At 73.6% G+C, this 22,510-nt stretch carries 21 protein-coding genes, 2 pseudogenes and 1 riboswitch; of the genes and pseudogenes, 16 read left to right on the top strand and 7 right to left on the bottom strand.

The genetic code is table 11. The annotated features are described in order from the left end of the window. The 4 genes from OG559_RS26230 (at nt 1) to OG559_RS26245 (ending at nt 3,751) form a co-directional block, all read left to right on the top strand. The gene (locus tag OG559_RS26230) at nt 1-972 is read left to right on the top strand and encodes an alpha/beta hydrolase (RefSeq protein WP_405108343.1); all 972 of its coding nucleotides are present in this window, start codon (nt 1-3) and stop codon (nt 970-972) included. Further along, nucleotides 965-2,077 (top strand): alpha-hydroxy acid oxidase, encoded by a 1,113-nt coding sequence (locus OG559_RS26235; protein WP_405108346.1) that lies wholly within the window; start codon nt 965-967, stop codon nt 2,075-2,077. The genes OG559_RS26230 and OG559_RS26235 overlap by 8 nt, the downstream gene beginning before the upstream one ends. Then, nucleotides 2,026-3,429, top strand: coding sequence for a PLP-dependent aminotransferase family protein (locus OG559_RS26240; RefSeq protein ID WP_405108349.1), 1,404 nt, complete (start codon nt 2,026-2,028; stop codon nt 3,427-3,429). The genes OG559_RS26235 and OG559_RS26240 overlap by 52 nt, the downstream gene beginning before the upstream one ends. Before the next feature lie 61 nt (nt 3,430-3,490). After that, complete coding sequence (locus OG559_RS26245; RefSeq protein ID WP_350887997.1) at nt 3,491-3,751, top strand: hypothetical protein; 261 nt, start codon at nt 3,491-3,493, stop codon at nt 3,749-3,751. A 99-nt stretch (nt 3,752-3,850) separates the two neighbouring features. On the opposite strand, the gene OG559_RS26250 is transcribed toward OG559_RS26245, so the two are convergent. Next, complete coding sequence (locus OG559_RS26250; RefSeq protein WP_405108352.1) at nt 3,851-5,290, bottom strand: glycine hydroxymethyltransferase; 1,440 nt, start codon at nt 5,288-5,290, stop codon at nt 3,851-3,853. Between the two features lie 18 nt (nt 5,291-5,308). Continuing rightward, a riboswitch (ZMP/ZTP riboswitch) is annotated at nt 5,309-5,398 on the bottom strand. Between the two features lie 142 nt (nt 5,399-5,540). Between OG559_RS26250 and OG559_RS26255 the strand changes: the two genes are divergently transcribed. After that, nucleotides 5,541-6,389 carry a metallophosphoesterase family protein gene (locus OG559_RS26255; protein ID WP_405108354.1) on the top strand — a complete coding sequence of 283 codons (849 nt, stop codon included), beginning with the start codon at nt 5,541-5,543 and terminating at the stop codon, nt 6,387-6,389. Nucleotides 6,390-6,519: 130 nt separating this feature from the next. Here OG559_RS26255 and OG559_RS26260 read toward each other — a convergent pair whose 3' ends face one another. The 4 genes from OG559_RS26260 to OG559_RS26275 all read right to left on the bottom strand — a co-directional run bounded on the left by OG559_RS26260 (nt 6,520) and on the right by OG559_RS26275 (nt 9,610). Further along, nucleotides 6,520-7,020 (bottom strand): hemerythrin domain-containing protein, encoded by a 501-nt coding sequence (locus OG559_RS26260; RefSeq protein WP_405108357.1) that lies wholly within the window; start codon nt 7,018-7,020, stop codon nt 6,520-6,522. A 123-nt stretch (nt 7,021-7,143) separates the two neighbouring features. After that, the gene (locus tag OG559_RS26265; protein WP_405108360.1) at nt 7,144-7,629 is read right to left on the bottom strand and encodes a GNAT family N-acetyltransferase; all 486 of its coding nucleotides are present in this window, start codon (nt 7,627-7,629) and stop codon (nt 7,144-7,146) included. Between the two features lie 95 nt (nt 7,630-7,724). Beyond that, nucleotides 7,725-8,369 carry a hypothetical protein gene (locus tag OG559_RS26270; RefSeq protein WP_405108363.1) on the bottom strand — a complete coding sequence of 215 codons (645 nt, stop codon included), beginning with the start codon at nt 8,367-8,369 and terminating at the stop codon, nt 7,725-7,727. Further along, nucleotides 8,366-9,610: a hypothetical protein gene (locus OG559_RS26275; protein WP_405108366.1), complete on the bottom strand. Its 1,245-nt coding sequence runs from the start codon at nt 9,608-9,610 to the stop codon at nt 8,366-8,368. The genes OG559_RS26270 and OG559_RS26275 overlap by 4 nt, the downstream gene beginning before the upstream one ends. A 245-nt stretch (nt 9,611-9,855) precedes the next feature. Here OG559_RS26275 and OG559_RS26280 point away from each other — a divergent pair, with 245 nt between their 5' ends. The 4 genes and pseudogenes from OG559_RS26280 to OG559_RS26295 form a co-directional block, all read left to right on the top strand. Next, a complete protein-coding gene (locus tag OG559_RS26280) occupies nt 9,856-10,050 on the top strand; it encodes a hypothetical protein (protein ID WP_405117121.1) in 195 nt (64 codons plus the stop codon). Next, nucleotides 10,046-10,321 (top strand): annotated as a pseudogene (locus tag OG559_RS26285) (XRE family transcriptional regulator); the annotation flags it as partial. The gene OG559_RS26280 and the pseudogene OG559_RS26285, both read left to right, overlap by 5 nt. A gap of 189 nt (nt 10,322-10,510) precedes the next feature. Beyond that, a complete protein-coding gene (locus OG559_RS26290; RefSeq protein ID WP_387017538.1) occupies nt 10,511-10,681 on the top strand; it encodes a hypothetical protein in 171 nt (56 codons plus the stop codon). Between the two features lie 46 nt (nt 10,682-10,727). Next, nucleotides 10,728-10,850: pseudogene (locus OG559_RS26295) on the top strand (helix-turn-helix domain-containing protein); the annotation flags it as partial. A 518-nt stretch (nt 10,851-11,368) separates the two neighbouring features. Here the strand turns inward: OG559_RS26295 and OG559_RS26300 are convergent. Beyond that, on the bottom strand, nt 11,369-12,859 hold the full coding sequence (locus OG559_RS26300) for a S8 family peptidase (protein ID WP_405108369.1): 1,491 nt from the start codon (nt 12,857-12,859) through the stop codon (nt 11,369-11,371). Between the two features lie 335 nt (nt 12,860-13,194). On the opposite strand from OG559_RS26300, the gene OG559_RS26305 reads away from it, so the two are divergent. The 3 genes from OG559_RS26305 (at nt 13,195) to OG559_RS26315 (ending at nt 15,485) form a co-directional block, all read left to right on the top strand. After that, nucleotides 13,195-13,521, top strand: a complete 327-nt coding sequence (locus tag OG559_RS26305; RefSeq protein ID WP_405108371.1) for a hypothetical protein — start codon at nt 13,195-13,197, stop codon at nt 13,519-13,521. 93 nt (nt 13,522-13,614) lie between these two features. Further along, on the top strand, nt 13,615-14,436 hold the full coding sequence (locus OG559_RS26310) for an SAM-dependent methyltransferase (RefSeq protein ID WP_405108373.1): 822 nt from the start codon (nt 13,615-13,617) through the stop codon (nt 14,434-14,436). A gap of 77 nt (nt 14,437-14,513) precedes the next feature. Next, nucleotides 14,514-15,485 (top strand): DNA polymerase domain-containing protein, encoded by a 972-nt coding sequence (locus tag OG559_RS26315; RefSeq protein WP_396672707.1) that lies wholly within the window; start codon nt 14,514-14,516, stop codon nt 15,483-15,485. Between the two features lie 13 nt (nt 15,486-15,498). Here the strand turns inward: OG559_RS26315 and OG559_RS26320 are convergent, their stop codons facing one another. Then, the gene (locus OG559_RS26320; RefSeq protein WP_405108376.1) at nt 15,499-16,005 is read right to left on the bottom strand and encodes an Lrp/AsnC family transcriptional regulator; all 507 of its coding nucleotides are present in this window, start codon (nt 16,003-16,005) and stop codon (nt 15,499-15,501) included. Nucleotides 16,006-16,077: 72 nt separating this feature from the next. Between OG559_RS26320 and pdhA the strand changes: the two genes are divergently transcribed. The 4 genes from pdhA to OG559_RS26340 all read left to right on the top strand — a co-directional run bounded on the left by pdhA (nt 16,078) and on the right by OG559_RS26340 (nt 22,404). Beyond that, nucleotides 16,078-17,310: a pyruvate dehydrogenase (acetyl-transferring) E1 component subunit alpha gene (gene pdhA, locus OG559_RS26325; RefSeq protein ID WP_405116977.1), complete on the top strand. Its 1,233-nt coding sequence runs from the start codon at nt 16,078-16,080 to the stop codon at nt 17,308-17,310. Further along, a complete protein-coding gene (locus OG559_RS26330; protein ID WP_405108379.1) occupies nt 17,310-18,326 on the top strand; it encodes an alpha-ketoacid dehydrogenase subunit beta in 1,017 nt (338 codons plus the stop codon). The genes pdhA and OG559_RS26330 overlap by 1 nt, the downstream gene beginning before the upstream one ends. Then, the gene (locus OG559_RS26335) at nt 18,323-19,729 is read left to right on the top strand and encodes a dihydrolipoamide acetyltransferase family protein (RefSeq protein ID WP_405108382.1); all 1,407 of its coding nucleotides are present in this window, start codon (nt 18,323-18,325) and stop codon (nt 19,727-19,729) included. The genes OG559_RS26330 and OG559_RS26335 overlap by 4 nt, the downstream gene beginning before the upstream one ends. Before the next feature lie 992 nt (nt 19,730-20,721). Next, nucleotides 20,722-22,404, top strand: a complete 1,683-nt coding sequence (locus OG559_RS26340; RefSeq protein WP_405108383.1) for a right-handed parallel beta-helix repeat-containing protein — start codon at nt 20,722-20,724, stop codon at nt 22,402-22,404. Nucleotides 22,405-22,510: the final 106 nt, after the last annotated feature.

Here is a 22,510-nt window from a genome sequence, read left to right on the forward strand (position 1 = left end):
ATGCCCCTGGACCCGCAGGTGATCGCGTACCGGGCCGCCCGCGCGGCGGCCGGCGTCACGCCCCTGTACACGCAGTCCCTCGCCGAGGCCCGCGCCGCCGACCTGGCCGCGATCCGGGCCGGCGGCGGCGACGTCGAGCCGGTGCACGAGGTACGCGACGGAGTCGTCCCCGGCCCCGCCGGGGACCTCCCGATCCGCGTACACCGGCCGGCCGGCCCGGGTCGGCTGCCCACGCTGGTCTACCTCTTCGGCGGTGGCTGGACGCTGGGCAGCGTCGACACCGCCGACGGGATCTGCCGCCGGTTGGCCAACGCCGCCGGCTGCCAGGTGGTGACCGTCGGCTACCGGCTGGCCCCCGAGCACCCGTTCCCGGCGGCCGTGCACGACTGCCACGCCGCCGTGCGCTGGCTCGCCGGGCACGCCGACGAGTTCGGGGTTGACCCGGACCGGCTGGCCGTCGGCGGGGACAGCGCCGGCGGGAACCTCGCCGCCGCGGTCACCCTGCTGGCCCGGGACGCGGGCGGGCCGGCGCTCGCCGCCCAACTCCTGGTCTACCCGAACACCGACCAGCGCCGGCGGGACGAGCCGGCCGGCGAGCAGGACCCGCTGCTGTTCAACCGGCACTCGGTGGCCTGGTACCGGGGGCACTACCTGCCCGACCCCGCCACGGCTGAGGACCCGCTCGCCTCGCCGCTGCTCGCCGAGGATTTGACGGGCCTGCCGCCGGCCCTGGTCGTCACCGCCGAGTACGACCCGCTGCGCGACGAGGGGGAGCGGTACGCGTCCCGACTTCGCGAGGCCGGGGTGCCGGTCGAGCTGGCCCGCTACGACGGGATGATCCACGGGTTCTTCGCCATGCCGGGCGCGTTCGACGCGGGCCGGCGGGCCCAGGACCGGGCCGCCGCGTTCCTGCGCGAGCGGCTCGGGACCGCCCCGGCGCTCCTCTCCGAGGCGGGAGCCGTCGATGGCTGACCCGGCCCCCGTCCCGGGCGGGGCGCCGCTCGCGGCGAGCCTCGCCGACTTCGCCGCCCTGGCCCGCGACGTCCTCCCGCCCGAGGTGTACGACTTCGTGGCCGGCGGCAGCGGCACCGAGACCGCCCTCGCGGGGAACCGGGCCGCGCTGGACCGGATCGCCGTGCTGCCCCGGATGCTGCGCGGCGTCGACCGGCCCCGCACCGACGCCCCGCTGCTCGGCCGGCCGTACGCCCTGCCGGTGGCGGTGGCGCCCATGGCGTACCAGCGGTTGGTGCACCCCGACGGCGAGCCGGCGCTCGCGGCGGCGGCCCACGCGGCCGGGGTGCCGTACGTGGTGAGCACGCTGAGCAGCACCACCGTCGAGGAGATCGCGGCGGTCGGCGGCCCGGTCTGGTTCCAGCTCTACTGGCTGCGCGACCGGGGGATGGTGCGGGAGCTGGTGGACCGGGCGCACCGGGCCGGCTGCACCGCCCTCATGGTCACCGTCGACGTGCCGATCCTCGGCCCCCGGCTGCGCGACGTGCGCAACGGCTTCGCCCTGCCGCGGGAGGTGAGCGCGGCCAACCTGCCGGGCAGCCGCGACGACCTCGCGCACGCCGGCATCCCAGGCACCTCCGCCGTGGCCCGGCACACCAGCGCCGTCTTCGCCCCCGCCCTGACCTGGTCCGACGTCGACTGGCTGCGGGGGCAGACCGACCTGCCGCTGGTGGTCAAGGGGATCCTCGACCCCCGCGACGCGGTGCTCGCCGCCGACGCGGGCGCGGACGCGGTGGTGGTGTCCAACCACGGCGGGCGGCAGCTCGATGCGGCCCCGGCCGCCGTCACCATGCTGCCGGAGGTGCTGACCGCGGTGGGTGACCGGTGCGAGGTGCTCGTCGACAGCGGGATCAGCGGCGGCGTCGACGTGCTGCGCGCACTGGCGCTCGGCGCGTCGGGGGTGCTGGTCGGCCGGCCGCTGCTGTGGGCGCTGGCCGTCGGCGGGCGGGCCGGCGCCGACGCCGCTTTCGCGCTGCTCGCCGCCGAGCTGCGCGACGCGCTCACCCTCGCCGGGTGCGCCGACCCGGCCGAGGCCCGCGACCTGCGGACGATCACGGGAGGCTGAACGTGGACGGTGGACGACCGGTGGAGGTGGCCATGGATGTGGACCTGGACGTCGCGGACCTGCACCCGGCGGTGGACGATCCGGCGCTGAACTCGATGAACTTCCTCAACGAGGTGGCCCAGCGCTACCCGGCGGCGGTGTCGCTGGCCGCTGGCCGGCCGTACGAGGAGTTCTTCGACGTCGCCGACCTGCACCGGCACCTGGAGACCTTCCGGGCGCACCTGGTCGACGACCTCGGGTACGGCCCGGAGCAGGTGCACCGCACCCTGTTCCAGTACGGCCGGACCAAGGGGATCATCCACGACCTGGTGGCCCGCAACCTCGCCGTCGACGAGGGGATCACCGTCGACCCGGAGTCGATCGTGGTGACCGTCGGCTGCCAGGAGGCGATGCTGCTGGTGCTGCGCGCGCTGCGCGCCGACCCCCGGGACGTGCTGCTCGCGGTCGCCCCGACGTACGTGGGGCTCACCGGGGCCGCCCGGCTGGTGGACCTGCCGGTGCGCCCGGTGGCCGGTGGCCCGACCGGGATCGACCTGGCCGATCTGCGCCAGCAGGTGCGCCGGGCCCGCGCCGAGGGGCTGCGCCCGCGCGCCTGCTACGTGATGCCGGACTTCGCCAACCCGTCCGGGACCAGCATCGACCTGGCCGACCGGCGGCGGCTGCTCGACCTCGCCGCGGAGGAGGACCTGCTGCTGATCGAGGACAACCCGTACGGGCTGTTCCACGCCGACGGCGCGCAGCGGGTGCCGACGCTCAAGGCCCTCGACACCGGCCGGCGGGTGGTCTACCTCGGCTCGTTCGCCAAGACCGTGCTGCCCGGGGCCCGGGTCGGCTACCTGGTGGCCGACCAGCGGGTCCGGGACTCCGACGGGACGGTGGGGCCGCTCGCCGACCAGCTCGCGAAGATCAAGAGCATGGTCACGGTGAACACCTCGGCGATCGCCCAGGCGGTGGTCGGGGGCGCGCTGCTCGCCCACGGGGGCAGCCTGGTCGCGGCGAACGTCCGGGAGCGCGCCGCGTACGCCCGCAACCTGCGCCACCTGGTGGCGGGCCTGACGCTGCGGTTCCCGGCGCCCTCCCCGGTGTCCTGGAACGTCCCGGCCGGCGGGTTCTTCGCGGTGCTGACCGTCCCGTTCCCCGTCGACGACGCGCTGCTGCGCCGCTCGGCGCAGGAGTACGGCGTACTGTGGACCCCGATGGCGCACTTCTACGACGACACCGCACCGGTGGCCGCGCTGCGGTTGTCGATCAGCGCGGTCACCTGCGAGCAGATCGACGTCGGCCTGGACCGCCTCGCCGCGCTGATCGCCGACGAGTTGGCCCGGGCGGCGGCCCCGGCGGCGCCGGCCTGACCCCGTACTGTCGCCGTTCCGCCACCCCCCGTGCGTCGGCGGTCCGGACGCACCGGCCATAATGGATCGTATGGTCGCATGGGAGTACGCGCTGTTGGTCCGCCGTTACCAGGGGCAGGGACGCAATTTCCACGTCTCGTTCGTCTGGTACGGCCCGGACGGGTCCCGCACCGACATCACCGCGTACGGCGACACCGCGATCGCCCACCTCAACCGCGCCGGCCGGGACGGCTGGGAGCTGGTCTCCGCCGCCGAGGACGTGAACAACGTCCAGGGCAGCACCGAGGTCCACCGCTACCACCTCAAGCGCCCCCTCGCCTGACCCCACCGATCATGGCTTTGCGTGGTGCCCGGGAACGGCTGGCATGAACCAGCCGTTCCGGGCACCACGCCTCCATGATCGCGGGGGCGCAGGGGCGGGTCAGGTCAGGGTGACCGAGGGGTAGAGCGGGAAGGCCGACAGGAGGTCGGTGGCCTGGCGGCTGACCTTGTCGGCCAGCGCCGGGTCGAGGACGTACTTGGCCTTCGACGGGGTGCCGTCGGCGTTCGAGCCGGAGACGGTCTGGCTGAGCACGGTGTGGATCAGCTCGGCGGTGGCGTCCATCTCGGCCACGCCCAGGCCCCGGGTGGTCAGCGCCGGGGTGCCGATCCGGATGCCCGACGTGTACCAGGCGCCGTTCGGGTCCTGCGGGACGGAGTTGCGGTTGGTGACGATGCCCGAGTCGAGCAGCGCCTGCTCGGCCTGCCGGCCGGTCAGCCCGTACCCGGAGACGTCGATCAGCACCAGGTGGTTCTCGGTGCCGCCGGTGACCAGCTTCGCGCCCCGGCTCAGCAGCCCCTCCGCGAGGGCCTGGGCGTTGTCGACGATCCGCTGGGCGTAGTCGGCGAAGTCGGGGCGGCGGGCCTCGGCCAGGGCGACCGCCTTGGCGGCCATCACGTGCGGCAGCGGGCCGCCGAGCACCATCGGGCAGCCCCGGTCCACCTGGTCGGCCAGCTCCGGGCCGCAGAGCACCATGCCGCCGCGCGGGCCGCGCAGCGACTTGTGGGTGGTGGTGGTGACGATGTGCGCGTGCGGCACCGGGTCGAAGTCCCCGGTGAAGACCTTGCCCGCCACCAGGCCGGCGAAGTGCGCCATGTCGACCATGAACGTCGCGCCGACCGAGTCGGCGATCTCCCGCATGATCCGGAAGTTCACCTTCCGCGGGTACGCCGAGTAGCCGGCGACCAGGATCATCGGCTTGAACTCGCGGGCCGCCTCGGCGACCTTGTCGTAGTCGACCAGCCCGGTCACCGGGTCGGTGCCGTAGCTGCGCTGGTCGAACATCTTGCCGGAGATGTTGGGCCGGAAGCCGTGGGTGAGGTGGCCGCCCGCGTCCAGGGACATGCCGAGCATCCGCTGGTTGCCCAGCTCCCGGCGCAGCGTGAACCAGTCCTCCTCGGTCAGGTCGTTGACCTGCCGCACCTGGGCCTTCTTCAGCGCAGGCGCCTCGACCCGGTCGGCCAGCACCGCCCAGAACGCCACCAGGTTGGCGTCGATCCCGGAGTGCGGCTGCACGTACGCGTGCGTGGCGCCGAACAGCTCCTTGGCGTGCTCGGCGGCGAGGGACTCGACCGTGTCGACGTTCTGGCAGCCGGCGTAGAAGCGGCGGCCGACGGTGCCCTCGGCGTACTTGTCGCTGAACCAGTTGCCCATCGCCAGCAGCGTGGCGGGGGAGGCGTAGTTCTCGCTGGCGATCAGCTTGAGCGACTCGCGCTGGTCGGCCAGCTCCGCCCCGATCGCGTCGGCGACCCGGGGCTCCACGGCCCGGATCACCTCAAGGGCGCTGCGGAAGGCGGTGGACTCGGCATTCGGCGACGACATGCGACCTCCTGGTGACGTGCGGAAGGCCCAGGCGCTCGGCAAACGTCCTGATGACGGGACCGCTTCCCGATGGTTTTCCATCCCCACGCGCCAGTCACGGCCCGTGCTGATCGTACCCGGTCCGCCCCCGCCGCCCCGGCCGACCTCCGTGGCCCCATCGGCGGGGGAGCGCAGAGGCGCGACGAGCGCACGACCCGGCCGTCGCCGCCGCGCCTCCCGGGGCGGGAGCCGCCTCCCGTAGGATCGACGGATGGCGAAGGACGACGGCGCGCTGCTCGCCATCAGTGACCTGCATGTGGGGTACGCGGAGAACCGGGACATCGTCGAGGGCCTGCGGCCCCGCTCGTCGGGCGACTGGCTGCTGGTCGCGGGCGACGTGGGCGACACCGTGGCCGACGTCGAGTGGGCGCTCGGCGTGCTCAGCCGCCGCTTCGCCAAGGTGGTCTGGGTGCCCGGCAACCACGAGCTGTGGACGCCCCCGGCCGACCCGATCGCCCTGCGCGGCGAGGCCCGCTACCGGCACCTCGTCCAGGTCTGCCGGGGGCTGGGCGTGCTCACCCCGGAGGACCCGTACCCGGTGTGGCGGGGCCCCGGCGGGCCGGCGCTGGTGGTGCCGCTGTTCCTGCTGTACGACTACGGCTGGCGGCCCGAGGGGCTGGACACCCGGGAGGCGGCGCTCGCCGAGGCGTACGCCACCGGGGTCGTCTGCACCGACGAGTTCCTGCTGCACCCCGACCCGTACCCGAGCCGGCAGGCGTGGTGCGCGGCCCGGGTGGCCGGGACCGCCCGGCGGCTCGACGCCCGCGACCCGGCCCTGCCGACGGTGCTGGTCAGCCACTGGCCGCTGGTGCGGGAGCCGACCCGGGTCCTGCGCTACCCGATCTTCGCCCAGTGGTGCGGCACCGACGCCACCGCCGACTGGCACCTGCGCTACGACGCCGTCGCGGCCGTCTACGGCCACCTGCACATCCCCCGCACCACCTGGCACGACGGGGTGCGCTTCGAGGAGGTGTCGGTGGGCTACCCCCGGGAGTGGCGTCCGCGAGCCACCCCACCCGGCCAGCTCCGCCAGATCCTCCCCCCGCCCACCACCACCTGACCCACCCTCGGCGACCTCGGATCTTGGACGGTTGCCGTCCGTCGGGGACGACAACCGTCCAAGAATCGGCGGTGGAGACGACGGCGGGGCCCGGCCGTCGGGCCGGGCCCCGGTTCGGGGTGGTGCGCGCTCAGGCGGTGACCGCGTCGACGGCCTTCTTGATCGCCTTCGGTTCGGTCGGGCTGCGCGGCGCGTCGGGGCGCAGCGCGATCATCCGCTCGCCGATCTCCTGCAACTGGTTGCGGCCGAGCGCCTCCCGCACCTTCGGGAACCACTCCTGCTCCTCCTCCTCGACGTGGTGCTGCACGTTCTCGATCAGCACCGTCGTCTTGGCGTTGAAGTGGCTGTCGCCGGCGTCCATGGTGGCCAGCTCGGCGCAGAGCAGGTCGGCGACGTGGTGCTCCTCGTACGACTCGAGGATGTCGTCCTCCAGGTCCGGCAGCAGCTTGCGGACCTCCGGGTACATCACCTCGTTCTCCAGGTAGGTGTGCACCGTGAGGGCCTCCAGGATCTGCCCGACCAGCTTCTGCCGCCGGCTCGCCGGCCCGTCCACGGCATCCTGGAACGCCTTGAACAGGCGGCGCATTTCCTTGTGGTCCTCTTTCAACAGGACGATGGCATCGGTGGACACCCGTGACCTCCTAGGCTTGCTGGTGATCCTCCCGGTACCCGCGAGGTGAGCTGCGGAAACAGCCGTCACCCGGTCGGGTCGACCGCCTCCCTGGGGCGGGCGACGCGGACGCCTCGACCCGCGTCAGGCCCCCAGCTCCCGGACGTGCCGCAGCCCGGGCCGCCCGTCGAGCAGCACCTCGCCGGCCGGGACGAACCCGGTGCGCCGGAGCACCCCGAGCGAACCGGCGTTGTCCAGCGCGGCCGACGCGACCAGCCGGCGCAGCCCGTACCCGGTGCGGGCCAGCTCGATCACGCGGCGCACGCCGTCCGTCGCCACGCCCCGCCCGGCCGCCCGCTCGGCCACCCGGAAGCCCAGCTCCGCCCCGCCGTCCGCGACGTCGACCAGGTTGAACCGGCCCAGCACGACCCCGTCGCTGTCGACCAGGACGTGGAAGTGGCACAGGCCGGCGGCCTGCTCCGCGAGCAGGTCCGCGTGCCGCGCGGCGAAGCCGGCGAAGTAGTCGTCGCCCCGGTCCGGCACGGACCGGGCGAAGTACGCCCGGTTCTCCCGTTCGAAGCGGAGCAGCGCGGCGGCGTGCTGGGCGTCGAGCCGCTGGAGTCCGGTCACCCGCGCGACCCTAGCAACCCGCCGTCCGGGCCGGCCGACGCGACCCGGGACGGGCTGAGCCGGCGAACCGCAGCCCGGACGGTACGGCCCTGGGCTCAGAGCGGCCCACGGACCGCCACGCTGGTGGTGGAGAGGTCGGTGATCGCATCTGTCCGGGTGGCGCTCACGACCGCGCCGTAACCCACCGGCAGGAGCAACGCCCGGGCGATGTGTTCGTTGACGCCGAGCAGCTGGAACGCCGGCCAGCGGACGAACTCGTGCGCCTGCCGGGATTCACGGGGTTGCGGGAACACGTCGATGTACCACCCGGAGTCGTCGGCGCGATCCTTGCGCGCGGTCCGGCTCATGATCAGCCGTTCGGCGTTCTCGATGCCGCGCCAGCACAGCACCGTGTCGTTGAAGTGCACAGGCTGCGGCTCGGCTCCGGGCAGCCTGCGGGCGACCGTCACCTGGCCGTTGAGCACCCAGAGCGCCAGCGTGAGGTCCCCGACCCACCCCATCCGGTCCGGGGTCTTCGTCGCGAAGTCCGGCGCGACGACACCGAACCGGTCCTCACCACGCGCGACGAGCCTGAACGGCCCCCACCCCGCCTGAACGCTGAACCCGTCCCGCAGCTCGTCGGCGTAGGCGGCGACGATGTCCAGCAGCGCATCCGCCTGCGTCCCGAGCTGCTCCCTGGCCTCGACCGTGACGGTCGTCGAGCCGATCCGGCGGGAGAACTCGCGGAGCGGGAGTGTCACCGCCCCGCCGCCCGCCCGCCCGCGTGCGGATCCTTCCGCGGTGCCACGAACTGCTCGGCGGGTGTACGTCGCCCGGACCGGAACAGTTCGAGCGCCTGGTGCGGCGGCACGGCGGACACCGCGAACATCACGCTCCCGTCGTGCGCGACGTAGATCGAACCGCCGCCCCGGACCGGGCGGACGACGAGCACCGCGTCGTCCTCCGGCAGCAGGTGGTGGACGAGTTCGGCGCCCGGCGCGATCCGGCCGAACAGTTCGGTGCCCCGCTCGATCAGGCGCTGCGGCAGTTGCGCACGCCCCTGCGCCAGGCGCTGACGCAGCCACGGCGGCTGGTGCGTCTCCTCGCGGGGAAAGCACCGCTGCTCCGCCACGTACGCGGTGGGGTCGACGGGTTCCGACCACCACACCGGCTCGTCGTCGTGGTCGAACCGCATCGTCACGTCGCCCGTTGACGTCACAGTCAGCTCCAGGCCGAACCACGTACCCAGGCCCGGCCGGTAGGAGGCCCGCCGCGACGCGTGGAGCGCGTCGCGGAGCGCGGGGTCGTCCGGGGGGTGGATCTCCTCGCGCCGCTCGCCCCACGCCGCCCACCACCGGCAGGAGTCGACCGTCGCCAGGACGCCGGCGCGCATCGTGAGGCGGTCCGCTCCCGCCGGCAGCTCGCGGCGCACCAACCGCACGATCTCCCGGGCCGCCATCCGCTGCTCCTCGGCGTCGGCGTCGGCCGGGGCGGTGGTGCCGGGCGGCAGCGCGTCCGGCGTCGCCCCGGTGCCGCCGAACCGCCGCACGATCGATTCCTCCGACAGGTCGGCGTACCTGGCGAACCGCACGGCCTTGCCACGCCACCGGCCGGGCGGGAAGCGGGCCGACCGCTCACCGGACGCCTCCCGCCAGGACAGCACGAGCCCCGAGGGCCCGAGATCGGTCAACGTGAACCCGTCCCGAAGCGGCTCGTCCGGGGACGGCCCTCGCTGTCCCCGTTCCACGAAGGCCCGCACCCAGCTGCCGATCTCCCCGATCACGTAGCGGCGCGCGACCGCCAGCGACCCGGCGGACATCTGGGGGTGCCACGCCCCGCCGCGGTCCTGCTTCTCCACCGCGAAACAGCCGTCCCGCTCGACGATCCTGAGCAGGGTCTCCGCGTTACCGACCTGCAGCAACGCGTCGCCCGCAGGCCACACCGTGATCCGCGCCGGCCTGCCGAAGGCGCGCAGCCGATCGTCGTCGAGGTGTCCGATCATGGCGCACACCATTCCCCGGGTTGCCGGGCGCTGTCAACGAGCACAGTCGTCGCCCGTGTCGTCCACGCCTCGGCAGACATGTCCTGGTCGAAGCCCCCGGCCTGGAGATCCCCCTCCTCCCTCGCTGACCCGCTCTCGCGTTCGGGTCACACGACGGAGGCGTAGCGTCACGTTCCGGCCGCACAACTCGCTATGGGTGATCAACGATCGTGGTGAGCTGGCGGGACCTGTACCGACTCACGGGGATGCCTGTCGGGCAGCTCCCGGACGAGCGGGCCGAGCACGAGTCCGTCCAGCCGGTACGTGCCGCCCTGCACGCCTACGCTCCCACGCTCGACGGGCCGGTGGACATCGCCGCGCTTCGTCGGTCGATCGCCTGGGCCTGGACCACCAGTCAGCACCGGTACAGCCGCACCGCACCTCTGCTGGCAGACCGGTGAGGCGCTGCGGTTGGCCGAGCGCGTCGACGTGGGAGACCTTCCAAGTGTCGAGCGGCGTTACTCCCATTACCTTCAACTGGGGCGGGCGTACGCGATCCGTCGGGAGGATCTGGCCGCCGTCCACATGCTTGGTAGGGCGGACCGGGAGTCTCCGGAGGACTCCCGTCTGAACCTCGTGATGCGCGCGACGGTACGTGAACTGCTGGTGCGGGAGACTCCGACGACGCGGCCCGACCTCCGTGGCCTGGCCGAGCGGGTGGGAGTGATCTGAGGTGCCCCGCAGCGGGGTAGTCGCACAGCGGGTGACGATTTCCGGGTAGTCGCTGCCCTACCTTCCGTAGTGGGCGCGGTGTGCACCTCCGGCAGTAGGGGATCGGTCGCCGTCGTGCCCGTCGTCCGGGCGCGGCGGTGACGGTCCTTCCACGAGCTTGCCGCCGCGCCCCTGCCAACGGAGGTGGGGATGCAGGTGCACGGTGACGATCCGGTGCCGAGCCGGGGTGAGCAGGCCGAGGCGGCCGAGCGGGAGGCGGCGAGGCAACGGCTGTTGGCGCAGGCCGAGGCGGACCGGATTCCGGTGGACGACACCACCAGGGCGGTGCCGGACCGGCGGTGGCGTCGTGACCAGCGATGACCTGCCGATAGGCCGGCGGGTCGCGCGGTGGCGGGCCCAACGCGGGATGACCCAGCAGATGCTCGCCGATCGGCTGGGCAAGTCGAAGAGTTGGGTGGACAAGGTCGAGCGGGGCGTCCGCGCGCTCGACAGGTTCTCCGTCGTCCAGGATGTCGCCGAGGTCCTCCGTGGCGTGGCTGGCCGCCGACCGGGCGGCGACGCGCGCAGCGCCGGGGAGTTGGCCGACCGGGCGGGCGAGATCGCCGAGCGGGTCGGCGACGGCCACGACCACCACCGGACCAGCTTCGGGCCCACGTCGGTCGAGTTGGCCCGGGTGGCGGCGGCGGTCGCCCTGGGCGACGGCGGCGAGGCGGTCAGCCGGCACGAGCGGGCCACCGGCCGGAGCACGTGGGGGCGGCTGCCGGTGGAGCACCGGGCCGCGCACCTGGTCGACGCCGCGCGGGCGTACCTGCACGTCGGTGACCTGCTTCGGGCGGGCCGCGCCCTGGTCGACGCCGACCGGACCGCGCCGGCCGAGGTCCGGTGCCGGCCGCTGGCGCGTACGGTGATCGCCGACGTGACGCGCGGCGGCCCGACGCCGGCCGGCGTGGCGCACCTGGTGATGGTGGTCGGACTGGCCCGGTGACCGCACGGGTGGGGCCCGGCACATGCGCGCCGGGCCCCACCACTGGTCGTGCGGTCAGGCGGTCACTTCACCACGTTGTACGCGTTGACCATGCCCGAGCCGTAGAACGCGTTGTAGTACTTCCCGCCGGAGCAGGTCGAGTCGTACGCGTGCGGGCCGGCCGCGATCAGCGGCACCGGGTTGTACACCGCGCCCGCCGGGCAGGCCTGCGCCACCGCCGTGAGCTGCAGGAACAGCGTCAGCTGCAGCGGCCCCATCCTCGGGTGGGCCGACAGCGCCAGGGCGGCGACGCCGGTCGCGTGCGGGGAGGACATCGAGGTGCCCTGCTTGTAGCCCCAGCCGTTGGTCCGGGTGGCGGTGTTGAAGGTGGTGGACAGGATGCCGTCGGTGATGGTCGACTGCGCGCCCTGGGTGCGGAACCGGGTGTCGCCGCCCGGGGCCGTCACCTCGACGACGCCCTTGCCGTACGACGAGTAGTAGCTCTTCTGCCCGGTCGGGCCGACCGCCGACACCGTCACCACGCCCGGCACCTCGGCCGGCAGGACGCGGCACTCGTTGCCCAGGTCCGGCCGGGTCTCGGGGGTGCCGTTGTTCGGGCTGCCGTCGTCGGTGATCTTGCCCGCGAGGTCCCAGTTCGAGTTACCCGCGGACGCCACGTTCAGCACGCCCTTGCTCTGCGAGTAGCGGATGGCCCGGTGGATCGCGGTCCACGCCGGACGCTGGCGCGGGTCGTTGCGGCAGTTCAGCTCCCACGGGTCGACGAAGTAGCTGTTGTTGGTGAGCTGCATGCCGTGATCGGCGGCCCAGATGAACCCGCAGACCGCGGACTCCGGGAAGATGAAGCCGTCGTCGTTGACCACCTTGACCGCGGCGACCTTGACGCCCGGGGCGATACCGGTGACGCCGACACCGTTGACGGCGGCGGCGATGGTGCCGGCGACGTGGGTGCCGTGGTCGGAGGAGGTCGGGTTCCAGGCAGCCTCGGTGGTGTCGGGGACACCGCCGACGCAGGACGCGCTCTTGTCCTTGGCGATCTGGCTGGCCAGGTCGGGGTGGCTGCTGGAGATGCCGCTGTCCAGCACGCCGACGACCACGCTCGGGCGGCCGTTGTTGACCGCGTGGGCCTGCGGAACGCCGATCATCGGCATGTCCCACTGCTGGCCGTACATCGGCTCGGCGGTCGGGTCGCCCGTGGAGTTGACGACGTCGGCCGCCGGAACCTCCACGGTCTCGCCCTCTTCGAGGGCGGTACCGAGGCCGGCGGTGGAGGCCGCCGCCTCGACGCCGGCGCCCTTCACGTCCGTGACGAAGTTCGGGTTGGTGGATCGGGCGACAATCACGCCGATCTGGTCGTAGCGGGCCACCACCGTGCCGTTGGCGGCGGCCACCCGGGCGGCAGCCCTGTCGGCCTTGCTGCCCAGCGGGGCGACGACGAGGTAGGTGGCGTCCGGGCCGGCGGCCGCCGCCGGGGTCAGTCCACCGGTGAGGGCGAGACCGACGCCGAGCGTCACGGAGGACGCGGCGGCCAGGGTCTTGCGACGGAGGTTCTTCACACAGGCTCCCAGGGGGCTGTATCCGGCCGGCTCGTGCCCCTGGTGGAGGCGCGGCCCGGCGGGAAGCGGACGGGGCGTCCGCTTCCGATGCACAGCGTAGGAATTCGTCGCGGCGTTACAAACCTCCGTCCGGCCAGACCGGGACTGTCAGACGGTGGCAATGAGGGCCGTCCGGAGTGGGCGCGGCCGTGGCCGGCGCTCTCCCCGGCCGAAGTGGACAGGGGGACAACGCCGAGGGGTGCCGACCGGCAGAATGTCACCGGCGTCGCCGGGGTCCCGGCGACGGGGTGTCTGTGCGATGCCGGCAACCGGCCGGCCGGAGGAGGCGGCGAGCGATGACGGTGGTCAGGGGCCTGCGGGAGGCTCTCATGCTGTTCGTCATCGCGCTCGTGGCGGTGGCCGTCGCGGTGGGCGTGTGGACGGTGGTCGGCGGCGGTGATTTCGCGTTCCGGTTCGGTGTCGCGCTCATCGTGGTCGGCACCCTGCTCGGGCTGACCGGCGACCTGACCCTGAGCCGGATCGGCATGCTGCCGGCCCGGGCGACGTTCGGGCTCGCCCCGGAGCGCGAGGACGCGGGCGGCGGCCGGGTGCTCACCGGGGTCGGCATCTTCCTGTTCGTCTCGCTGCCGCTGATGGTCGTCGGCGTGACGGTGCTGTCCTGACCGTCCTCACTGCTCGATCATCCGGCCACGGCGCGGCGGCGGCCACAGGCTCGGCTACGCTGACCGGACAACAGCGGCAGTCGAGGAGTTTTCGTGTCAGAGGCCGGCGACATCGGGGTCCGTGACGGGGGACGGGCGGAGCGCATCGACACCACAGTGGCGCACAACGCCCGGGTGTGGAACTACTGGCTCGGCGGTAAGGACAACTTCGAGCCGGACCGCCGGGTCGGCGAGCACATCCACACCATGTTCCCGGTCATCGGGGAGGTCGCCCGGGCCGACCGGCGCTTCCTCGCCCGCGCGGTGCGGCACCTGACCGGCGAGGTGGGTGTCCGGCAGTTCCTCGACATCGGCACCGGCCTGCCCAGCGCCGACAACACCCACCAGGTCGCGCAGGCCGTCGCCCCCGACGCCCGGATCGTCTACGTCGACAACGACCCGATGGTGCTGGTGCACGCCCGGGCCCTGCTGACCAGCTCCGCCGAGGGCGCCACCGACTACCTGGAGGCCGACGTCCACGACCCGGCGTCGGTCCTTGCCGGCGCCGCCCGGACCCTGGACCTCGACCGGCCGGTGGCGGTGATGATGCTGGGCATCCTCAACTTCGTGCTCGACACCGACGAGGCCGTGGCGATAGTCCGCCGGCTGATGGACGAGATGCCGTCGGGCAGCTTCCTGGTGCTCACCCACCCGACCGTCGAGCTGGGTGGCGAGGCGAACGTGCCGGCCATGAAGTTCTGGAACGAGAACGCCGCCCCGCCGATCCGGTCCCGCACCGCAGCCGAGATCGCCCGGTTCCTCGACGGCCTGGAGCTGCTCGAACCGGGCCTGGTGTCGTGCGCGCGGTGGCGGCCGGCCGACGGGGAGCAGCCGTTCACCGTCCCGCAGTACGGCTGCGTGGCCCGCAGGCCCTGACCTTTGGCGCCGACCCGCCGGGCCGGGTGGCGCCGACCCGCCCGCGCGTGTCGGTGCCACGCCGTACGGTGTCAGGCATGGCGACGGCGGCGCAGGAGATCCGGGTCGGGGAGCGGGTCGTGCGCGTCTCCAGCCCCGACAAGCCATACTTCCCGGAGCGCGGGCTGACCAAGCTGGACGTGGTGCGCTACTTCCTCGCCGTGGGCGACGGGATCCTGCGCGCGCTCCGCGACCGCCCGACCATGCTGGAGCGCTGGCCCAAGGGCGTCTTCCCCGGCGCGCGGATCGGCACCCGGCAGGACAACCGGGGCGACGCGTTCTACCAGAAGCGGCTGCCGGCCGGCGCGCCCGACTGGGTCCGCACCGCGCACCTCACCTTCCCCAGCGGCCGGACGGCCGACGAGGTCGCGCCGAGCGAGCTGGCCGTGGTGGTCTGGGCGGCCAACCTGGGCACCCTGCGGTTCCACCCGTGGCCGGTCACCGCCGCCGACGTGGAACGCCCCGACCAGCTCCGCATCGACCTCGACCCCATGCCCGGGGTCGGCTTCGACCAGGTGGTGCCGGTCGCCCGGGAGGTCCGGGCGTTCCTCGCCGAGCTGGGCCTGACCGGTTACCCGAAGACCACCGGCGGGCGCGGCCTGCACGTCTACCTGTCGATCGAGCCGCGCTGGAGCTTCGCCGACTGCCGCCGGGCGGTGCTGGCGCTCGGCCGCGAGATGCAGCGCCGGCTGCCGGAGCTGGTCACCACCACCTGGTGGCGCGACCAGCGGGACCGTCCGGTCTTCGTCGACTACAACCAGATGTCCCGGGACCACACCATGGCCTCGGCGTACTCGATCCGGCCCACCCCGCAGGCCCTGGTCTCCGCGCCGCTGGACTGGTCGGAGCTGGACGACGCCCGCCCGGAGGACTTCGACGTGGTCGGTATGCCGGCCCGCTTCGCCGAGCGGGGCGACCCGCACGCCGGGCTGGACGGGCAGCGGTTCTCCCTGGAGCCGCTGCTGGAGCTGGCCGACCGGGAGGGCCTGGAGGCCCCACCGGAACGCTGAGTCGGGCGCGGGCTCACTCCCAGGGGCTCTGCGCGCCGTCGAACTCCTCGAAGACCAGCCAGGTCCGGGTCGACAGCACCCCGGAGATGCTCTGCACCCGGCCCAGCACCACGTCCCGCAGGGTGGCGTTGTCCGGCGCCCGGACCAGCGCGAGGACGTCGTGCTCGCCGCCGAGCAGGGCCGCGTGCTCGATGTAGCGCACCCGGGCCAGCTCGGCCGACACCTCCCGCCAGGTGTTCTGCTGAATGGTCAGCGCGATGTACGCCGAGGTGCCCAGCCCGGCCGGCTCCGGAGCGACCTGGGCCCGGAACCCGGTGATCACGCCGTCGCGCAGCAGCCGCTCCACCCGGGCGTACGCGTTGGTGCGCGAGACGTGCACCTGTTCGGCGAGGGTGCGGATGGAGATCCGGCCGTCGCGGACCAGCTTGTCGAGGATGCGCCGGTCGACCTCGTCCAGCGGCCCGGCCGAACGTCCCGCCCCGCCCGTTCCGCCCGGGTCCGGGATTGTCTCCTGGCTCACCTCACGCCCTCCCCAGTGCCGTTCGTCCCACGTTCATCGTGAATCTTGAGTCAATCATCCAACAGCAGGAGCATAGGGCCACCACACGTCCAGGAGGTCCCCGCCGTGACGACCACACCCCAGGCGGTCCGCAGGGCATCCCCGCGTACCCGCCCGCCGGCCAAGAAGCCCACCAAGGCCCCCGCCCGCGGGCAGGCGACGACCGACCCGACTGCCGGCCTGCTGCCGCAGACGGAGCCGGTGCGGCTGCTCGACGCCGACGGCACCCCGCTGCCGGCCCGCGCCGACTACCCCGAGCCGCCCGCCGAGGCGCTGCGCGAGCTGTACCGCCGAATGGTGGTCGGCCGCCGGTTCGACACCCAGGCCACCGCCCTGACCAAGCAGGGCCGGCTCGCCGTCTACCCCTCGTCCCGGGGCCAGGAAGCCTGTCAGGTCGGCGTCGGGCTCGCCGTCCGGGACACCGACTGGGTCTTCCCCACCTACCGCGAGTCGATGGCGCTGGTCTCCCGGGGCATCGACCCCGTCGAGGTGCTCACCCTGCTGCGCGGCGACTGGCACTGCGGGTACGACCCCGCGCAGCGGCACACCGCCCCGCAGTGCACGCCGCTGGCCACCCAGTGCGTGCACGCCGCCGGGCTCGCCTACGGGGAGGCCCACCAGGGGCGGGACACCGTCGCGCTGGCCTTCATCGGCGACGGCGCCACCAGCGAGGGCGACTTCCACGAGGGGATCAACTTCGCCGCCGTGTTCAAGGCCCCCGTCGTGTTCTTCGTGCAGAACAACAAGTACGCCATCAGCGTCCCGCTGTCCCGGCAGACCGCCGCGCCGTCGCTGGCGTACAAGGGCATCGGGTACGGCGTGCCCAGCGAGCAGGTCGACGGCAACGACCCCGTCGCCGTGCTCGCCGTGCTGACCCGCGCGGTCGAGCACGCCCGCGCCGGTCAGGGCCCGTTCCTGGTCGAGGCGCACACCTATCGGATGGAGGCGCACACCAACGCCGACGACGCCACCCGCTACCGCGACGGCGCCGAGGTCGACACCTGGCGCGACCGCGACCCGATCGCCCGGCTGGAGACGTACCTGCGCACGCGCGAGGTGCTCGACGACGCCGCAGTCGCCGCGATCGCCGAGGAGGCCGAGGCGTACGCCGCCGACCTGCGTGAGCGGATGCACGTCCAGCCGCAGGTCGACCCGCTCAGCCTCTTCGACCACGTCTACGCCGAGCCGACCCCGCAGCTCGTCGAGCAGCGCGAGCTGGTCCGCGCCGAACTGGCCGCCGACCGGGAGTCCGAGGGGCACGCCTGATGGGCGCCACCACCATGGCGAAGGCGCTCAACGCCGCGCTCGCCGACGCGTTGGCCGACGACGACCGGGTGCTCGTCTTCGGCGAGGACGTCGGCAAACTCGGCGGCGTCTTCCGGATCACCGACGGGCTCCAGGCCCGGTTCGGCGACAAGCGCTGCTTCGACACCCCGCTCGCCGAGGCCGGCATCGTCGGCTTCGCCGTCGGCCTGGCCATGTCCGGGATGCGGCCGGTCGTGGAGATGCAGTTCGACGCGTTCGCGTACCCGGCTTTCGAGCAGATCGCCTCGCACGTGGCCAAGCTGCGAAACCGCACCCGGGGCGCGCTGAGCGTCCCCATGGTCATCCGGGTGCCGTACGCCGGCGGCATCGGCGGGGTCGAGCATCACTGCGACTCGTCCGAGGCGTACTACGCACACACCCCGGGCCTGAAGGTGGTCACCCCGGCGACCGTCGCCGACGCGTACTCGCTGCTGCGCGAGGCGATCGCCGACCCCGACCCGGTGGTCTTCATGGAGCCGAAGAAGCTCTACTTCTCCAGCGCCGAGGCCGAGCTGCCCACCCGCACCGAGCCGTTCGGCCGGGCCGTCGTGCGCCGCCCCGGCCGCGACGCCACCCTGGTGGCGTACGGGCCGGCGGTGCCGGTGGCGCTGGAGGCCGCCGAGGCCGCCCGCGAGGAGGGCTGGGACCTGGAGGTGGTGGACGTGCGCACCATCGTCCCGCTCGACGACGCCACCATCACCGCCTCCGTACGCAAGACCGGCCGGTGCGTGGTGATCCAGGAGGCGCAGGGCTTCGCCGGGGTCGGCGCCGAGATCGCCGCCCGGGTGCAGGAGCGCTGCTTCCACGCCCTGCACGCCCCGGTGCTGCGGGTGTCCGGGCTGGACATCCCGTACCCGGCGCCGATGCTGGAGCACACCCACCTGCCCGGGGTGGACCGGGTGCTCGACACGGTCGCCCGGCTCCAGTGGGACGACCAGCCCGACCCGCGCTGGCTGACCCAGGGCAGCGCGGCATGACCACCGTCGACCGTACCCAGGTCTTCCTCCTGCCGGACCTGGGCGAGGGGCTGGCCGAGGCGGAGATCGTCGAGTGGCGGGTCGCCGTGGGCGACACCGTGACCGTGGACCAGACCGTCGTCGAGGTGGAGACCGCCAAGGCGGTCGTGGACGTGCCCTGCCCGTACGCCGGTCGGGTCGTGGCCCTGCACGGCGCGGCCGGCGAGACGCGCCCGGTCGGCCAGCCACTGATCACCATCGCGCCGCCGGACGGCGACGGCGGCGAGCCCGCCGGGCACGCCACCTACCGGGAGGAGGAGCGCGCCGGCTCCGGCAACGTCCTCATCGGGTACGGCACCGGGCACGGCGGGGCGGGCCGACGGCGCCGCCGCCCCCGCCTCGCGATCGCCCCGGAACCATCGGCCGCCACCGTGGCCCCGGCGCCCGCGCCGCCACTCGTGCCGGCCGGCGCTTCCACGCACCCCGCCCACCCGGCCGTGGCTCCCGTGCCCGCCCCGGTGGGGGCGGCGCTGGTCATCTCGCCGATCGTCCGGAGGCTGGCCCGCGAGCACGGCATCGACCCGGCCACCCTGCGGGGCACCGGCCCCGGTGGGGTGGTCCGCCGGGCTGACGTCGAGGCGGCCCTCGCCGCCCCGGCCACGTCGCTCGCCCCGGCCCCCCGGCTCGCCCCGGTGCCGGCCCGGCCCGAGCCCGCCCGGTCGGCCGGCGACGAGGATCTGATCATCCCGCTCACCGGCATCCGCAAGGTGATCGCCGACAAGCTCTCCCGTAGCCGGCGGGAGATCCCCGAGGTGACCATCTGGGTCGACGCGGACGCCACCGCGCTGGTGCAGACCCGGCGGGCGATCAACGCCGCGACGCCGGACCAACCGGTGAGCATCCTGGCCCTGCTGGCCCGGATCTGCCTCAGCGGCCTGCGCCGGTTCCCGCAGCTCAACGCACACGTCGACACCGAGGGGCAGCGGATCGTCCAGTCCCGTGGGGTGCACCTGGGCATCGCCGCGCAGACCGACCGGGGCCTGGTCGTCCCCGTGCTGCGCGACGCCCAACTGCTCACCACCCGGGAGCTGTCCGTGGCCCTCGCCGAGACCACCGCCGCGGCCCGGGCCGGTGCCCTGCCCCCGGCCCGCCTCATCGGTGGCACCTTCACCCTCAACAACTACGGGGTGTTCGGGGTCGACGGCTCCACCCCGATCATCAACCACCCGGAGGCGGCGCTGCTCGGGGTGGGCCGGATCGTGGACAAGCCGTGGGTGGTCGACGGGCAGCTCGCCGTACGGAAGGTGACGCAGCTCAGCCTCACCTTCGATCACCGGGTCTGCGACGGCGCGGTGGCCGGGGGCTTCCTGCGGCACGTCGCCGACTGCGTCGAACAGCCAGCCCTGCTGGTGGCGAACGTCTGACCGCGCCGCTCCCGGCGCGCGCCGCCCTTCGGGTGCATCTCCTGCTGCCCTGGCGACAGGAGGTGCACCCGATGGCGTGGCGGGGCGACGATCGCCGGCTACGCCTGCGGCGGCGCGGGGCCCGCGCACGCGGGCTGCCGGTGACGGCGCCGGCGGGTCGGGCACCGGATCGGCGCCGGAGCACGGCCGGGCTCGGCCGCAGCAGTCGGCCCAGTCCGGCCCGGTCCGCACGCAGGGCCCCGGCACAGCCGCCGAGCGTCCGATCCCGCCCGAAGTTCATCCACTCTCCGGAAATCCCGGTCCGCTCCTTGAGGGTGACCCGAGATTCTGGCCAGGGCCTCGGTCTCGCCGAGCCTGCGCTATATCCCCTCTCCCGCGAATGCCCTGGGAGGTCGCCGCGCCGCCGCGCCGCCCCGTGTCGCCCGTACACCGGGCAGTCGGGTGGCGGCGGCCTGACGATTACGCCCGCACCCGGTCGGGGACCTGTCCTTCGGCCCCTATGGAGCTGCCCCGTCTACGCGCCCGCTCCATCGGTAGCACAAACGGGGCAGCTCCATAGGGGCCAACGGAGGATAGGCCGCCCCGGCGAAGGCCGTCCGGGCGAAGGCCTGGGTCCGCACCGCGAACCCGTCGGTCACCGCATTCGACGCTCCTTGTCGCGAACCACCTCGCCCGGGCGACGACGTCCTTTCCGGCGAAAATGGGTGTCCGAGCCCTGCCGGCGTACGGCCCCGACAATTCCGTCAACCTGTCACGGCGGGGAATATCGCGCGCGATCCGGCGAATAGTGGCCTCGCGGGTGCGATGAGGTAACTGTTTCCCCGATTTGAGCGAAATCCTGACCGAGGCGCCGGGACAGCGGCGCCATTCCGTTTTCCGGAGCGGCGGCCGGGAAAACGGCGCCGTCGGCGGCCACCCCGGTCGTCCGTGGCGGTACGGGTGCGAGCCGCGCCGTCGACCGCCCGTCGTTCGCCGTCGGAGAGGAGAGCGCAGTGTCGTTCCAGGGAGTGCCCGTCAACGTCCGGGAACGTCGTCCCGCCGTCGCCGGAGCGCCGCTGCACTGTGACGCCACCGAGTACGGGCTGCGCGGTGACGGGGTGACCAACGACCAACCAGCGCTGGCCGCGTTGGTGGACCGCCTCGGTGCGGGGTACGCCGCCGACGGACGGGCCCGGGTGATCTACTGCCCGCCCGGCATCTACTCCATCCGGGACGCGGGCACGGTGTGGCGCAGCGGGGTGTCGCTGATCGGGGCCGGACCGGGCGCGACCCGGTTCCTGCTGAGCAACGAGGGCAACCGCGTCGAGCCGACGCCGCTGGCCTTCTGGACCACGGTCCAGCACGGCGCCGACCGCGACCGGCACATCGCCGACTGCGCCTTCACCGACTTCGAGATCGACGGCTCCGGCGTGAGCATGGCCGAGTACAACTACCTGGCCAAGGGGCTCGGCCTCCAGTACGTGGTGCGCGGGACGTTCCGGAACCTCTACATCCACCACACCCCCGCGACGGGGCTCGGCTGCGACTTCCTCCAGGACAGCCTGATCGAGGGGGTGGTGGTGGTCGGCTGCGGCCGACTGGACAACGGCGAGGAGATGGGCGGCGCCGGGATCGGCGTCGGCATCGGCGGCTGGGGCACCGTGGAGCGGCTCACCATCGCCAACTGCACCACGCTGGGCAACGGCACCAACGGCATCTTCCTGGAGCTGCAGAAGCCCTACTGGCAGCCCCCGCGTGGCTACCGGATCATCGGCTGCCACAGCCAGGGCAACAGGTTCGGCATCTCCGACTGGGGCGCCGACGGGCTGGTCGTCTCCGCCTGCACCATGATCGGCAATCTGGAGGCCGGCTTCGACGTCTCCGCCGAGGGTACGTCCGGCATCGCCGGCCGGGGTGGCCTGCTGTCCGACTGCGTCATCGACGGCAACGTCCGCGACGGCGTCAGCATGGGCAACACCCCCGGCCCGTACACGATCCGGGGCAACCGGATCAGCGGGAACGGGGCGTACGGGTACCACGGGCACGATCTGGGCCACGGCTACCAGGGGGCGGCCATGGACGTGGTCATCGACAGCAACGACTTCTGGGGCAACGGCCTGGACGGCATTCGGATCGACCGCCCGATGGCCGACGCCGTGCTGCTCAACAACCGGATCCGCAACAACGGCCGGCAGTGCGCCGACGAGTACCGGGGCAGCGGGGAGTCCGTCCGCTACACCGAGCGGTCGCTGGTCGACCGGGTGGCGGACTGGCCGCACGACGGGCACCGGGGCAAGGTGCTGCGGGTGGGCAAGCGGGTCGCCGTGGTCGCTGCGAACGACGGCAAGGAGCTCTCCCTCGCCCCGGTCCGCCCCGACGCCTACAGCGGGTGGAGTGGCGACACCCCCCTGCCCGGCGCCGCGTACGAGTTGTCGCCGGCGCCGCAGTGCCGGGCCGGGATCACGATCAACGCGGCGTTCGACTCCGCCACCGTCCGGGGCAACCGGGTCTGGGACAACCACCACAGGCGTACGCAGACCCACGGGCTGTGGATCACCGAGCGGGGTAGTTGCGTCGCGTGCCGGGTGGAGGACAACGACCTGGCCGGCAACGCCGTGGCACCCACCCGGCTGGACACCCCGCCGGTCGGCGGCCGCTGGGACCGCAACCACGGTGACCAGGACTGGGACTGCTGATCGCCGGTGGACGGTTCCGGCCGGGTGCACGGCGGGGCGAACCGGTCGTCCGGGGTGACCCGGCCGAACCGTGACATCGGGTCCTGCCAGGTCGGCGGGAACACTT

Source organism: Micromonospora sp. NBC_01405 (assembly GCF_045040155.1).
Classification (GTDB): Bacteria; Actinomycetota; Actinomycetes; order Mycobacteriales; family Micromonosporaceae; genus Micromonospora.